A 13,098-nucleotide genomic window follows, 5' to 3' on the forward strand; every position below is an offset into this window, starting at 1 on the left:
CGGAGCACCATGTCCGAAATCACACAGGAGCAGGTCGCGCATCTCGCGAACCTCGCCCGGATCGCCCTGACACCCCAGGAGATCGCCAGCCTCACGACTGAGCTCGGCTCGATCGTCGACAACGTCGCGAAGGTGTCCGAGGTGGCCACGGCCGACGTGCCGGCCACCAGCCACCCGATCCCGCTGCAGAACGTCTACCGCCCCGACGTGCCCGGCGCGACCCTCACCACCGAGCAGGCCCTGGCGGGCGCTCCCGACCACGACGGCTCGCGCTTCCGCGTGACCGCGATCCTGGGGGAGGAGCAGTGACGAACCACGACCACGAACTGATCAGGATGTCGGCCTCGGCCCTGGCCGACAAGCTCGGCTCCGGCGAGGTCTCCAGCGTCGAGGCGACCCGGGCCCACCTCGACCGCATCGGTGCGGTCGACGGCGAGGTGCACGCCTTCCTGCACACCGACCCCGCGCTCAGCCTGAAGGCGGCCGAGTCGATCGACCAGCGGCGGGCGGCGGGGGAGTCGCTGCATCCGCTCGCCGGCGTGCCGATCGCGATCAAGGACGTCATCGTCACCAACGACATGCCGACCACCAGCGGCTCGAAGATCCTCGAGGGCTGGGTTCCGCCGTACGACGCCACCGTCATGCAGAAGCTGCGGGCCGCGGGCCTCGTGCCGATCGGCAAGACGAACATGGACGAGTTCGCGATGGGCTCCTCCACCGAGCACTCCGCCTACGGCCCCACCCACAACCCGTGGGACCTGGAGCGCATCCCCGGCGGCTCCGGCGGTGGCTCGGCCGCCGCCGTGGCGAGCTTCGAGGCGCCGCTCGCGCTCGGCAGCGACACGGGCGGCTCGATCCGCCAGCCCGCGCACGTCACGGGAACGGTCGGCGTGAAGCCCACCTACGGCGGCGTGAGCCGGTACGGCGCCATCGCGCTCGCCTCCAGCCTCGACCAGATCGGCCCGGTCAGCCGCACCGTGCTCGACTCGGCGCTGCTCCACGACGTCATCGGCGGTCACGACCCGCGCGATTCCACCTCGCTGACCGACGAATGGCCGAGCATGGCCGAGGCCGTGCGCCGTGCCGACGTCACGGGCCTGCGGATCGGTGTCATCACCGAGCTCGACGGCGACGGGTTCCAGCCCGGCGTGCTCGAGCGCTTCCGCGAAGCCCTCGACCTCCTCGCGGCCGCGGGCGCCGAGATCGTCGACGTCAGCCTGCCGAGCCTCGAGTACGCCATCTCGGCCTACTACCTGATCATGCCCGCCGAGGCCTCCTCGAACCTCGCCAAGTTCGACTCGGTGCGCTTCGGCCTGCGCGTCAACCCGCCCGGCGGCGGCACGGTCGAAGACGTCATGTCGGCCACCCGCGAGGTCGGTTTCGGCGCCGAGGCGAAGCGCCGCATCATCCTCGGCACCTACGCGCTCAGCGCCGGCTACTACGACGCCTACTACGGCAGCGCGCAGAAGGTGCGCACGCTGGTGCAGCGCGACTTCGCCGCCGCGTTCGCCGGCGTCGACGTGCTGGTCTCGCCGACCGCGCCGACCACGGCGTTCAAGCTCGGCCAGAACGACGGCGACCCGATGGCGATGTACCTCAACGACATCGCGACGATCCCGGCGAACCTCGCGGGCATCCCGGGCATCTCGCTGCCCGTCGGCCTGGCGAAGGAGGACGGGCTGCCCGTCGGCATCCAGTTCCTCGCCCCCGCCCGCGAAGACGCCCGGCTCTACGGGGTCGGCGGCGTGCTCGAGCGTCTGCTCGAGGAGAAGTGGGGTCACACCCTGATCAGCCAGGCACCGGATCTCGCCCCCGGCGAGATGACCGCCGCAGAAGAAGGGGCCGTCTGATGGCCAAGGCGCAGTTGATGGACTTCGACAAGGCGCTCGAACTGTTCGAGCCCGTCCTCGGATTCGAGGTGCACGTCGAGCTGAACACCAAGACCAAGATGTTCTCTGACGCACCGAACTACTTCGGCGGCGAGCCGAACACGAACATCACCCCCGTCGACCTCGGGCTCCCGGGCTCGCTGCCGGTCGTCAACGGCGAGGCCGTGCGGTACAGCATCAGCCTGGGCCTGGCGCTGGGCTGCTCGATCGCCCCGTCGAGCCGCTTCGCGCGGAAGAACTATTTCTACCCCGACCTGGCGAAGAACTACCAGATCTCGCAGTTCGACGAGCCGATCGCCTTCGGCGGATCGGTCGAGGTCGAGCTGCCCGACGGCCGGATGTTCACGGTGCCGATCGAGCGCGCCCACATGGAGGAGGACGCCGGCAAGCTCACGCACGTCGGCGGCGCCACCGGCCGCATCCAGGGCGCCGAGTACTCGCTCGTCGACTACAACCGTGCGGGCGTGCCCCTGGTCGAGATCGTGACCGACATCATCTACGGCGCCGAGAAGGACGCCCCGGAGCTCGCGAAGGCCTACGTCGCGACGATCCGGGACATCGTCGTCGCGCTCGGCATCTCGGATGCGCGGATGGAGCGCGGCAACCTGCGCTGCGACGCCAACATCTCGCTGCGCCCCCGCACCGCCCCGGGCGAGCCGCAGGCGAAGCTCGGCACCCGCACCGAGACCAAGAACGTGAACTCGCTGCGTTCGGTCGAGCGCGCCATCCGCTACGAGATCCAGCGCCAGGCGCAGATCCTCGCCGACGGCGGCACCATCATCCAGGAGACCCGGCACTGGCACGAAGACACCGGCACGACCTCGGCCGGCCGCCCGAAGTCGGATGCCGACGACTACCGCTACTTCCCCGAGCCCGACCTGCTGCCCGTCGTGCCCTCCGCCGAGCTGATCGAAGAGCTCCGCGCCGCGCTCCCCGAGCCGCCCGCCGCCCGTCGTCGCCGGCTGAAGCAGGAGTGGGGCTTCACCGACCTCGAGTTCCAGGACGTGCAGAACGCCGGTCTCCTGGTCGAGGTCGCCGAGACCGTCGCCGCCGGCGCGAGCCCGCAGGCCGCGCGCAAGTGGTGGTCGGGTGAGATCTCCCGACTCGCGAACGCACGCGAGGCCGAGGCCTCCTCGCTCGTCTCGCCCGCCGACGTCGCGGCGCTGGTCGCCCTCGTCGAGAGCGGAGCACTCAACGACCGCCTGGCCCGCCAGGTGCTCGAGGGCGTCATCGACGGCGAAGGAACGCCTCAGGAGGTCGTGGACGCCCGCGGGCTCGCCGTGGTCTCCGACGACGGCGCGCTGATCGCCGCGATCGACGAGGCCCTCGCCGCCCAGCCCGACGTGCTCGCCAAGATCAAGGACGGCAAGGTGCAGGCGGCCGGTGCGGTGATCGGTGCGGTCATGAAGGCGATGAAGGGGCAGGCGGATGCGGCACGCGTCCGCGAACTCGTACTGGAGCGCGCGGCCGCCGAGTAGGTCTTCGCCGACACTGTCCGGTATCCCGGGCGGTGCCCGAATGGTCGTCCGACACCGCCCGGGACTCCGGGCGGTGTCGGTGGCTGTTCCTAGAGTGGGGTCATGGAGGTTCTTCTCGCCCAGCTCGTCGTCACCACCATCAGCGTCACCGGTGGGGCGCTGCTGGCGCTGCTGATCGACCGCGGCAAGTCCCGGCGCACCGAGCGACTGGCCGAGGTCAACGCGCTTCGGCTGCTGATCGCCGAGATCGCCTCGCGGCGAGCACTCGCGGCCGAGCAGACCAGCGGTCCGATCACGCTCGACCGCGCTGATCCCGACTCCGGGTTCAACCGGGTGATGCGGTCGGTCGTGCTGTTGCGGAAAGACATCCGCACGGCCAGGCGGTCGCTGCGCCCCCGCTCGGGCGCGTGGGCTCCCCTCAATGCCATGGTCGCCACCTGCAACGTCTTCATCGAGGGTGTGGAGGAGGAGCCCCGGCGCATCGCGGCCGAGCTCGAGCTGCTGCGCAGCGATCTCGACCTGCTGCTCGGCGAGGTCTGCGCCGTGCATCCGGAGCTCGAGTTCCAGGGTGCGGGGTCGGCGGCCTACCGACGGCCGGCGGCGCGCTTCACCGCCTGACGAGCCCGCGGCGGCCGGCACGCGTCGGCACTCGCCGGCCCAGACGGGCAGCAAACCAGTTCACAGCGGCTCAGGCCGGCCAGGCCGCCCGGTCGTCGCGACCGGTCAGCGCGAGCAGCCGCGACTGCAGCGGCGCGTCGTCCGGCACCGGAACGGGCGAGGCGAACAGGCCGCTGGCCTCCAGCGCATCCCGCTGCGGTTCGAAGACCGTCCACACCGCGGCGATCAGCTCCTCGTCGAGGCGCTCCTCGGCGCCGACCGCGCGGGCCAGGTCCCAGCTGTGGATCGTCACGTCCGACACCTGCTCCTTGAGGTACTCGGTCGCCGGCACGGTGTCCGACGCGAGGTTCACGAGCGCCTCCGGGTCGGCGTCGTGCCAGGCCGTGGTCGCCGCCAGCGAGTAGCGGTGCCACTCGTGGTGCAGGTCGGCCTCCAGCGGGCGGAGCCTGCTCTTGGCCTGGCGCGTGCTGAGGCCCTGGAGGAGCCACGGCACCCACTGCTGCTCCTCGATCACGTGGCTGACCAGGTCGCGCACCCGCCACTCGGTGTCGGGCGTCGGTGCATCCCAGTCGCTCACGGCGGCGACCCGCACGGCGAACTCGCGGTGCGCGCGTTCCTGCAGTCGGAGCCAGGTGGCGGTGTCGTCGGCGAGAAGGGGTCGAGGGGTCATTGCGGGGCTCCTTGAGATCACTAGTGTCAATTCCCGCATCCGGACGCGCATTCCGTCGAGACCCGGGATCGACCGGCGATCCGCGGAGAGCGAACACGGCACCGGCCGCGGTAGTCTCGGCGGGTGGAATCCGTGCCCTCGTCCCCGATCGTCCGACCGCTCACCGACGCCGACCTGCCGAGGCTGCTCGAGCTCAACACCGCCTCGGTGCCCGCGGTGAACCTGATCGAGGAGGACGAGCTGCGCGCCCTGGTCGAGTCGGCCGGGCTCGCCGTCGGCGTGGTCGACCCCGCGCATCCGGAGCTCGTGCTCGGCTTCGTGCTGGCGCTGCCCCCGGGGCTGGACTACCAGAGCGAGAACTACCGCTGGTTCAGCGCCCGCGGCGACCGGTTCCTCTACGTCGACCGGATCGTGGTCGCCGACGGCCAGCGATCCCACGGCTTCGGGGCGCTGCTGTACGACGCCGTCTTCCTCGCGGCCGCCGAGGCGGGCGCTGACGAGGTCGACTGCGAGGTCAACGTCGAGCCGCCGAACCCGGGGTCGCTGGCGTTCCACGGTCGACTCGGCTTCGACGAGGTCGGCCGCCAGGCGACCAAGGGCGGCGAGGTCGTGGTGGCGCTGCTGGCCCGCCCGATCACCCACTGAGAGCGGCTTCCGAGGCGCGCGACCGCGGCGCCGGCGCCGTCAGTCCCGGCTGCGCAGGGTCCGCATCGCCTGACGCGCGGAGAGCGTCGGCAGGTACGCCCGCGCCAGCGCGATCCCGATCGCGGGCAGGGTCAGCGGATCCTGGTAGCAGAGGTACAGCTGCTCGAACTCGGGCCGGAACTTCATCTTGAACCGCAGCAGCGACCGGAAGCCATAGACCGGCTCCAGCGTGCGGCTGAGGAACGGCAGGATGCCCGAGGCCGGCTCGCCGGTGCCGTCGCCCGTCGTGGCGAGCGGCGCCCCGGAGAGGCTCACGAACCGCACCCCGTCCTCCCGCGCCCGCAGGATGGTCTGCGCGATCAGGAACTCCATCAGCCCGTTCATGCTCACCGGCCCGCGGCGCATGAAGTCGAGGGTCCAGCCGACGACCACGCCGTCCTCGTAGGTCGGCAGCCAGCTGGTCACGCCCTGCACGCGCTCCTCGGCGTCGATCGCGACCATCAGGCGAACCTCCGGCGCCATGAGCTCGTCGACGCCGCCGAGCGTGAAGCCCATCTCGGGCAGGTCCTTCTCGGCCACCCAGAGCTCGGAGATGTCGCGGATCTGCGCCGCGTACGCGGGCCCGAGCTGCGCATGGGTGGTCCACTCGGCCCGCACGCCCTCCTTCGCGGCGCGATTGATCGAGGTGCGGATGTCCTGCATCTTCTTGCCGTCCAGCGACCAGCCCGCCGGCCGCACGATCGTCTCCTCGGCCACCTGCAGGTGCGACCAGCCGTCCTGGTCGAGGCTCTCCCGCAGCGACTCGGTGACCGAGTAGAACGCCGGGGTCCAGCCGTGGTCGGTGCAGAAGACGATGAACGCCCGCGCGGTCTCCGGATGCGTCGCCACCGGTCCGAGCGGATCGCCCGTCGTCAGCGCCACGCCGTTCACGACCCGGTAGGCGACGGCCTGGCCGCTCTCGGAGAACCAGTAGCGGTTGCCGCTCCAGGTCGTCATCCAGGACAGCGTCCCGCCGGAGCCGGCGGACAGCAGCTCGCGCACCCGCGCCAGGTCGGTGGGCGCGCCGCCGGATCCGGTCGGCCCGACCGGGTGCGGCAGGCGCATCCCGATCACCGCGGCGACGATCACCGCGCCCCAGAACACCGGGCCGACCCACTGGGAGGCGACGACGGCGACCGGCCCGGTGGGGAAGATGTCGGCGGGCTCGAACGAGAGGAAGCCGACCGGCACGAAGCGCTCCGGCAGATCCAGGAGCAGGTCGCCGAGGGAGGCCTGCGGGGTGAACTGGTCGGCGAACGCCGTGACCACGGCGAGGTAGACCGCCGAGATGCCGACGAACAGCGCCGCGACGACACCGCCGAAACGGAGCACCGAGCTGCGCCCGACGGTCGGCGGAAACAGCCGGACCGAGGCGATCAGCAGTACGGCGATCAGGAGCGGCACGAGCATCGAGACCAGTTCGAACGGCCGGTAGTCCTCGGCGGCGGTGGTCTGGAACGCCGTGTACTCGTCGTCGGAGAGGAACGGGATGAAGCCGAAGTACACCGCCGCCAGAACGGTGAGGGCGAGGTTGATCGACACGGCGAGCAGGAGCGCCACCCGACGCCCCTGACGGATGCCCCAGGCGGCCACCAGCAGTGCCAGGAGCGGCAGCAGCGTGAGCAGCACGGCACCGGGCCCGTCGAGCCGCGACAGGGCGAGGGCCTCGACGCAGCGCCGGGAGTAGTCGCCGGTCTGACAGCGGGCCGCGATCGTCGCGTAGTCGCGGAGCGGATCGCGGAAGAGCAGGCCGAGCGGGTTCAGCACGCCGGAACCCGACGGCGAGACGATCGTGACGAGCGGGCCGAGGGCAGTGACGGCGACGAGGCCGGCCAGCAGGGTCCTGGTCTCGCGGCGGGTGGCCCGAGGTCGACGCAGGCGCACCGGTCTCCTGGCCATCAGCATCCCGAGCAGGAGGCCGACGATCGCGGCGAAGAGCCGGAACAGGTCGGAGGGCTGGCCGGAGTAGAGCACGAAGACCAGCAGCACCGCGAAGCCGACGATCCGCACCCGGCGTTTGACCAGGGGCCCGGTGAAGGCGCTCGCGGCCATCACCACCCCGGCGACCGCGATGATCGGGTCGACGGTGCGGTAGGTGCGGGTGATCTCGGCGGAGTAGAGGTCGAGCACCAGGCCGAAGCCCTCGGTCGCGAGCCCGAGCACGATGCCGGTGACCGTCACGACCACGAAGGCGATCGCGGTGCGCAGGTGCCCCATCCGGCGCTCGGCCCAGCCGATGCCGACGACGATGGCGACGAGGGCGAAGACGAGCACGGCCGGGTTCCAGACGAAGAACACCGAGGTCAGCGTCGAGACCCAGTCGTGGTGCAGGAACACGGCGTCGAAGCCGGTCGAGACGAAGGCGTCGATGCCGCCGCGGGTGCGGCCCGGGTGCATCGCCATCCGCACGATGCTCGCCGCGAGCACGAGCACCACGATCACCCAGGTGACCGGGATGGAGCGAGCCCGGGAGAGCACGGCGCGGGCGATCCGCCTGACTCGGGTCATGAGGTCACCGGTTCAGGCCCCAGTGGTCCGAGATCAGGCCGAGCCCCTGCTTGAACACGTACGACCAGGTGGTCGTGTCGTGGGCGCTGCCCGGCGCCTCGATGTAGGTCGCCGTCATGCCGGCGGCCTGGGCGTCGGAGTAGATCTTCTTGACCCCGTCGATGTAGTAGCTGTCGTTCGAGCCGACGCCGAAGACCGCGAACATGTCGGTGTACGGGGCGTGCGCCTTCATGATGTTCTCGGGGTAGGCGGCCTCGTACTTCGCCACGTCGCCGCCGAAGGCCGCATTGGCCGTGGTCTGCACGTCGCCGACCCGCGGGGTCTCCTCGCCGGAGGCGTCGAGGATCGCGCCGAACAGCTGGGGGTAGGCCGCGGCGAGCTGGATCGAGCAGGTGCCGCCCTGCGAGAGCCCGCCGATGCCCCAGAAGTGCGGGCCCTGCAGCACGTTGAGGTGGCCGGTGATCCAGTTCGGCACGTCGACCGTGAGATAGGTCGCGGAGTTGCCGAGGTTCGAGTCGATGCACATCGGGTTGGCGGCCGGATCGCCGAGCTGGTCCGGCGAGACGACGATCGGCGCGAGGCCCTGATGGGCCGAGGCGTACTCGTCGAGGCTCTGCTGGAGCTTGGAGGAGACCAGCGGATCCTCGGGGCTGCCGGGCTGGCCGGAGAGCATGATCAGCACCGGGAGCTGGGGCGGGTTCGCGACCTGCGCGGCCGGGGGGAGGTAGACCACGCCTGGGCGCGCCGGGAAGCCGGACTGCGTCGCGGGGATCGTCACGGTCGAGACCTTGCCCGCGGTGGGCATGTCGGCCGGCGGGGTCCAGGTGGCGATGGTCGGCCGGGAGGGCTCGTCGGTCGGTACGACCGGGGGCAGTCCGCTGTCGCTGAACTGGCTGATGCCGAGGGCGCTGCGCACCGTGGGGTACTGGCCGAAATCGATGTTGATCGACATCGCGGTGGTGCCGGCGAACAGCAGGAGGGCGAGGATCGAGGCGATCACCCGCTTCCAGGTCGCCCGCCAGAGCGAGGCGATCGCGAGTCCGAAGCCGGCGAAGCCGACCGCGATCCAGCTGCGGGCCACGATCGACAGCGGGGCCCCGAACAGGTCGAGCTGGTCGTTGAGCAGCCAGGTGAGCCCGATGCCGACCAGACCGCCGACGACGGCCGAGGCGAGCGCCGTCACGAGCCAGCGGCCGCGGCTCCAGCGGCGGCTGGGGCGGATGACGATGAGCAGCACCGCGGCCACGAGCGCGACCGCGTAGACGGCGATCACGAACGGGCCGGCGATGATGTCGATGTCGAGGATGAGGTTCACGCGGCGATCCCTGTCGTCTTCCGGGGCACCCGGCGATGGCAAGGGCGTCGATCAGTATTTTCCCCTGCTCTGAGTGATCTCTGGGAGAACGCCGGGCGCCGGCCTCCCGCGTGTCGGTGGACGCGCCTAGGCTCGTCCTGTGACGAACGGCGGAGCGGGTGGCGGGGGAGTCTCCGCCGAGCCGAGTCCGCCCATCCTGCACGTCGACATGGACGCGTTCTTCGCCTCGGTCGAACTGCTCGAGCATCCCGAACTCGTCGGTCGGCCGGTGATCATCGGCGGCCGGTCGGCGCGCTCGGTCGTGACCAGCGCCACCTACGAGGCCCGCGCCTTCGGCGTGCACTCGGCGATGCCGGTCGGGGCGGCCCTGCGCCTGTGCCCGAAGGCGGTCGTGCTCGAGCCGCACATGGAGAAGTACCGGGCGGCCTCGAAGGTCGTGATGGCGCTGTTCCGCGAGGTGACCCCGCTGGTCGAGCCGCTCAGCATCGACGAGGCGTTCCTCGACGTGGCCGGCGCGCGTCGCCTGCTCGGCGAGTCCGACGTGATCGCCCAGCGGCTCCGCGAGCGGGTGTTCGCCGAGACGGGGCTGCCGTGCTCGGTCGGCGTCGCGCCCACCAAGTTCATGGCCAAGCTCGCGTCAGGCCGGGCGAAGCCGGACGGGATGCTCGTGATCCGTCCCTCCGAGGTGCTCGCCTACCTGCATCCCCTGCCCGTGCGGGCGCTGTGGGGCGTCGGGGCGAAGACGGCCGAGCAGCTCGAGCGCTTCGGCCTGCGCACCGTCGGTGACATCGCCGACACCCCGCTCGACACGCTCGTCCGCGCGGTGGGGGAGGCCGCGGGCGGCAAGCTGCACGAGCTGGCGAACGGGATCGACACCCGCGAGGTGGTGCCGACGAGTCAGGAGAAGAGCGTCGGGCACGAGCGCACCTTCGAGATCGACGAGCGCTCGCCGGAGGTGCTGCGGCGCGAGCTGCTCGCCCAGTCGAACCGGGTGGCCGCTCGGCTTCGGGCCGCCGGGCTGGTCGGCCGCACGGTCGCCCTCAAGCTGCGGTTCGCCGACTTCACCACGATCTCGCGGTCACGCACGCTCGCCGAGCCGACGGATCTCGGTCGCCGCATCTTCGAGGAGGTGACGGCCGTCTACGAGGCCGTCGGCGCGCGCGGCGAGGCCATCCGTCTGATCGGGGTGCGGGTCGAGCAGTTGAGCGCGGCCGACGGGTCGCTGCACCAGCCCGCCCTCTGGGCCGACGAGACCGCGCCCTCCGAGGGCTGGCGCGACGCCGAGCGCACGATCGACCGGGTCTCGGCCCGGTTCGGTCTCGACTCCGTGCGCCCCGCCTCGCTCGTCCGCGCCCCGCGATCGGGCGAGACGGCCGAGCAGAACGGCACCCGCCAGTAACGCGCCCGGTCCCCACCGCATTGGCAACGACGGAGGTTGCGGGCCGGGCCGGACCGAGCATCCGTCGTTCGCGTCATCCGCCGCGAGACTCCGTCGTCGCCGCCGCACCGGGGTGCCGGGCGCACCTGGCCGGTCCGATATCGTGGCGTCATGGCCGAAATCGACCCGGATGCCGCCGACGCCGGCATGATGGCCGAGCTCGGCCGCACGATCAGCGCCCGCCGCAAGGAGCACGGCCTCACGCTCGTGAAGCTGGCGAGCCTGACCGGGTTGTCGCAGCCCTTCCTCAGCCAAATCGAGCGCGGGCGCGCCCGGCCGAGCATGGCGTCGCTGCACCGCATCGCTCAGGCGCTGGAGACGGCGACCCCGGTGCTGCTCTCCTCGCCGGCCGGCGCCACCGACCAGGTGCAGCACGCCGAGATCGAGTCCGAGCGGGTGAGTCTGGTCCGCGCCGATGAGGGCGCGATGGTCAGCCAGGACACCGGGCAGGCGAAGGCGCTCGTCGCCGGCGCACGTGCGATGTACCCGATGGAGTTCGTGACCCGGCTGCCGGAGTTCGAGGAGTACTACGAGCATCCGCATCCGGAGTTCATCTACGTGATCGCCGGTTCGATCGAGGTCGACCTCGGCGACCAGGGGATGCACGTGCTCGGCCCCGCGGACACGCTCTACTTCGCCGGCGGGGTGAGGCACCGCTGGCGCGTCCGAGGCCTGTGGCCCGCCCGCCTGCTGGTCACGCAGGCCGGTGCCATGCCCGACCTGCACCGCGACACGCCGTAGCGGATATTCGCGCGGGCAATATTTCTTCACGCTGACGTAACACCGCAGTAACACGCTGCCCGCAGAGTATTGAGCACATCAATATTTCTGCGGAGGATCTGTGCCCCAACCCCTCGTCACCTTCGACGACGTCTCCATGGCGTTCCCCGACGGGACCGTCGCGCTGAGCGACGTCGACATCGCGATCGACCGCGGCGAGTTCATCGCGCTGCTCGGCCCCTCCGGCTGCGGCAAGTCGACCCTCCTCCGCCTCGCGTCGGGCCTCGAGACCTCCACGGGCGGCCGCACCCAGGTCGACACCCGGCAGATCGGCTACGTGTTCCAGGATGCGACTCTCCTTCCCTGGCGCACGGTACGGAAGAACGTCTCCCTCTTCGCCGAGCTCGACCACCTCGGCGCCGACGAGACCCGTACCCGCGTCGATCACGCACTCGGCGTCGTCGGTCTCGCCGCGTTCGAGGACCACCGCCCGCACCAGCTCTCAGGCGGAATGAAGATGCGCGTCTCGCTCGCCCGCGCGCTGGTCAACCGGCCCGAGCTCTTCCTGTTCGACGAGCCCTTCGGCGCTCTGGACGAGTTCACCCGCGAGCGGCTGAACGACGACGTGCGCGGCCTGTTCGTGCGCGAGCGGTTCACCGGCGTCTTCGTCACCCACTCCATCCCGGAGGCCGTCTACATGGCGACCCGCGTGATCGTGATGGGCGCACGACCCGGCCGGGTGATCGGCGAGTTCGCCGTGCCCTTCGGTGACGAGCGCGGCGAAGAGGTGCGCTACTCGAGCGAGTTCGCCGAGCTGGCAGCCGAGATCTCCCACTGCCTGAGGGGAGCGATGGCATGACCGCCGGAGTCGGGACCCCCGTGCCGCGTCGGCCGCGCACGAGCCGCCGGTCGCTCACGATCATCCTGCCGATCGCCTTCGCGGTCGTCTTCATCGGGCTCTGGTACGTCACGAGCGCCTTCCTGCTCTCGCCGACCAGGCAGTTCATCCTGCCGATGCCGCACGAGGTGCTGATCGACGCCTTCCTCACGCCGAAGAACCTGCTGGCCCTGCTCGGCCCGCTCTGGACCTCGACCGTGATCGCGATGGTCGGTCTCGCGATCGCCACAGCGATCGGCATCCTGACCGCGGTGCTGATGAGTCAGGCCAAGTGGGTCGAGATCACGCTGTTCCCGTACGCGGTGGCACTGCAGAGCATCCCGATCCTCGCGATCGTGCCGCTGATCGCCTTCGCGATCGGGTACGGGTTCGAGAGCCGCATCCTCGTCGTCGTGCTGATCAGCCTGTTCCCGATCATCACGAACACCCTGTTCGGGCTGCAGTCGACCAGCCCGCAGATGCGGGAGCTGTTCACGCTCAAGCGCGCGAGCCGGTGGACCGTACTGACGAAATTGCAGTTCCCGGCCGCTCTCCCGGCGCTGTTCACCGGCCTCCGCATCTCGGCCGGGATGGCCGTGGTGGGCTCGATCGTCGCGGACTTCTTCTTCCGCAAGGGCGACTCGGGCATCGGCCTCGTGATCGACACGTACCGCAACCAGCTGAACGGCGAGATGCTCTACGGCGCGATCATCCTGGCCTCGCTGCTCGGACTCGTGGCGTTCTGGGTCTTCGGGCTGCTCGGTCGGCTGTTCGTCGGCTCGTGGTACCGGCCCGACGGCCGCTAGAGCTCTCCCTCGGCGCGGATCGCGCATCCGTACACCGCGTCCTTCCCGCACCACTGCGCCACCCCCCCACCCCGCACCGCCTCCCTTTCCCCTGC

The 13,098-nt window shown here is 70.9% G+C and carries 12 protein-coding genes; 9 read left to right on the top strand and 3 right to left on the bottom strand.

Going from position 1 to position 13,098, the window contains the following annotated elements; translation table 11 throughout:
- Window positions 1–9 precede the first annotated feature (9 nt).
- From gatC to AC59HU_RS12745, 4 genes are all read left to right on the top strand, one after another.
- Window positions 10–309, top strand: coding sequence for an Asp-tRNA(Asn)/Glu-tRNA(Gln) amidotransferase subunit GatC (gatC, locus tag AC59HU_RS12730; protein WP_497223796.1), 300 nt, complete (start codon window positions 10–12; stop codon window positions 307–309).
- 26 nt (window positions 310–335) lie between these two features.
- Window positions 336–1,850 carry an Asp-tRNA(Asn)/Glu-tRNA(Gln) amidotransferase subunit GatA gene (gene gatA, locus AC59HU_RS12735; RefSeq protein ID WP_497223934.1) on the top strand — a complete coding sequence of 505 codons (1,515 nt, stop codon included), beginning with the start codon at window positions 336–338 and terminating at the stop codon, window positions 1,848–1,850.
- Entirely contained in the window at window positions 1,850–3,367 is a 1,518-nt protein-coding gene (gatB, locus tag AC59HU_RS12740; RefSeq protein ID WP_497223797.1) for an Asp-tRNA(Asn)/Glu-tRNA(Gln) amidotransferase subunit GatB, read from the top strand. The genes gatA and gatB overlap by 1 nt, the downstream gene beginning before the upstream one ends.
- 102 nt (window positions 3,368–3,469) lie before the next feature.
- Window positions 3,470–3,985 carry a hypothetical protein gene (locus tag AC59HU_RS12745; protein WP_497223798.1) on the top strand — a complete coding sequence of 172 codons (516 nt, stop codon included), beginning with the start codon at window positions 3,470–3,472 and terminating at the stop codon, window positions 3,983–3,985.
- 70 nt (window positions 3,986–4,055) lie between these two features.
- Here AC59HU_RS12745 and AC59HU_RS12750 read toward each other — a convergent pair whose 3' ends face one another.
- Window positions 4,056–4,655: a TIGR03086 family metal-binding protein gene (locus AC59HU_RS12750; protein ID WP_497223799.1), complete on the bottom strand. Its 600-nt coding sequence runs from the start codon at window positions 4,653–4,655 to the stop codon at window positions 4,056–4,058.
- 123 nt (window positions 4,656–4,778) lie between these two features.
- Here AC59HU_RS12750 and AC59HU_RS12755 point away from each other — a divergent pair, with 123 nt between their 5' ends.
- The gene (locus AC59HU_RS12755; protein ID WP_497223800.1) at window positions 4,779–5,300 is read left to right on the top strand and encodes a GNAT family N-acetyltransferase; all 522 of its coding nucleotides are present in this window, start codon (window positions 4,779–4,781) and stop codon (window positions 5,298–5,300) included.
- 39 nt (window positions 5,301–5,339) lie between these two features.
- Here AC59HU_RS12755 and AC59HU_RS12760 read toward each other — a convergent pair whose 3' ends face one another.
- Both AC59HU_RS12760 and AC59HU_RS12765 read right to left on the bottom strand, forming a co-directional pair.
- Window positions 5,340–7,847: a bifunctional lysylphosphatidylglycerol flippase/synthetase MprF gene (locus AC59HU_RS12760; protein WP_497223801.1), complete on the bottom strand. Its 2,508-nt coding sequence runs from the start codon at window positions 7,845–7,847 to the stop codon at window positions 5,340–5,342.
- 4 nt (window positions 7,848–7,851) lie between these two features.
- Complete coding sequence (locus tag AC59HU_RS12765; protein WP_497223802.1) at window positions 7,852–9,162, bottom strand: alpha/beta hydrolase; 1,311 nt, start codon at window positions 9,160–9,162, stop codon at window positions 7,852–7,854.
- Window positions 9,163–9,301: 139 nt separating this feature from the next.
- Here AC59HU_RS12765 and dinB point away from each other — a divergent pair, with 139 nt between their 5' ends.
- The 4 genes from dinB to AC59HU_RS12785 all read left to right on the top strand — a co-directional run bounded on the left by dinB (window position 9,302) and on the right by AC59HU_RS12785 (window position 13,003).
- A complete protein-coding gene (gene dinB / locus AC59HU_RS12770) occupies window positions 9,302–10,561 on the top strand; it encodes a DNA polymerase IV (RefSeq protein WP_497223803.1) in 1,260 nt (419 codons plus the stop codon).
- Between the two features lie 150 nt (window positions 10,562–10,711).
- Window positions 10,712–11,341 (top strand): helix-turn-helix domain-containing protein, encoded by a 630-nt coding sequence (locus AC59HU_RS12775; RefSeq protein WP_497223804.1) that lies wholly within the window; start codon window positions 10,712–10,714, stop codon window positions 11,339–11,341.
- A 100-nt stretch (window positions 11,342–11,441) separates the two neighbouring features.
- A complete protein-coding gene (locus tag AC59HU_RS12780; RefSeq protein WP_497223805.1) occupies window positions 11,442–12,179 on the top strand; it encodes an ABC transporter ATP-binding protein in 738 nt (245 codons plus the stop codon).
- The gene (locus AC59HU_RS12785; RefSeq protein ID WP_497223806.1) at window positions 12,176–13,003 is read left to right on the top strand and encodes an ABC transporter permease; all 828 of its coding nucleotides are present in this window, start codon (window positions 12,176–12,178) and stop codon (window positions 13,001–13,003) included. The genes AC59HU_RS12780 and AC59HU_RS12785 overlap by 4 nt, the downstream gene beginning before the upstream one ends.
- The last annotated feature ends 95 nt before the right edge of the window (window positions 13,004–13,098 follow it).

This window comes from Herbiconiux sp. 320_LB (genome assembly GCF_059691755.1).

What these genes read in the sequence shown, in the direction of transcription:
- AC59HU_RS12745 (WP_497223798.1), top strand. Translation starts at nt 3,470, where the DNA reads ATGGAGGTTCTTCTCGCCCAGCTCGTCGTCACCACCATCAGCGTCACC.
- AC59HU_RS12785 (WP_497223806.1), top strand. Translation starts at nt 12,176, where the DNA reads ATGACCGCCGGAGTCGGGACCCCCGTGCCGCGTCGGCCGCGCACGAGC.
- gatA (WP_497223934.1), top strand. Translation starts at nt 336, where the DNA reads ATGTCGGCCTCGGCCCTGGCCGACAAGCTCGGCTCCGGCGAGGTCTCC.
- AC59HU_RS12750 (WP_497223799.1), bottom strand. Translation starts at nt 4,655, where the DNA reads ATGACCCCTCGACCCCTTCTCGCCGACGACACCGCCACCTGGCTCCGA.
- AC59HU_RS12775 (WP_497223804.1), top strand. Translation starts at nt 10,712, where the DNA reads ATGGCCGAAATCGACCCGGATGCCGCCGACGCCGGCATGATGGCCGAG.
- AC59HU_RS12760 (WP_497223801.1), bottom strand. Translation starts at nt 7,847, where the DNA reads ATGACCCGAGTCAGGCGGATCGCCCGCGCCGTGCTCTCCCGGGCTCGC.
- gatB (WP_497223797.1), top strand. Translation starts at nt 1,850, where the DNA reads ATGGCCAAGGCGCAGTTGATGGACTTCGACAAGGCGCTCGAACTGTTC.
- gatC (WP_497223796.1), top strand. Translation starts at nt 10, where the DNA reads ATGTCCGAAATCACACAGGAGCAGGTCGCGCATCTCGCGAACCTCGCC.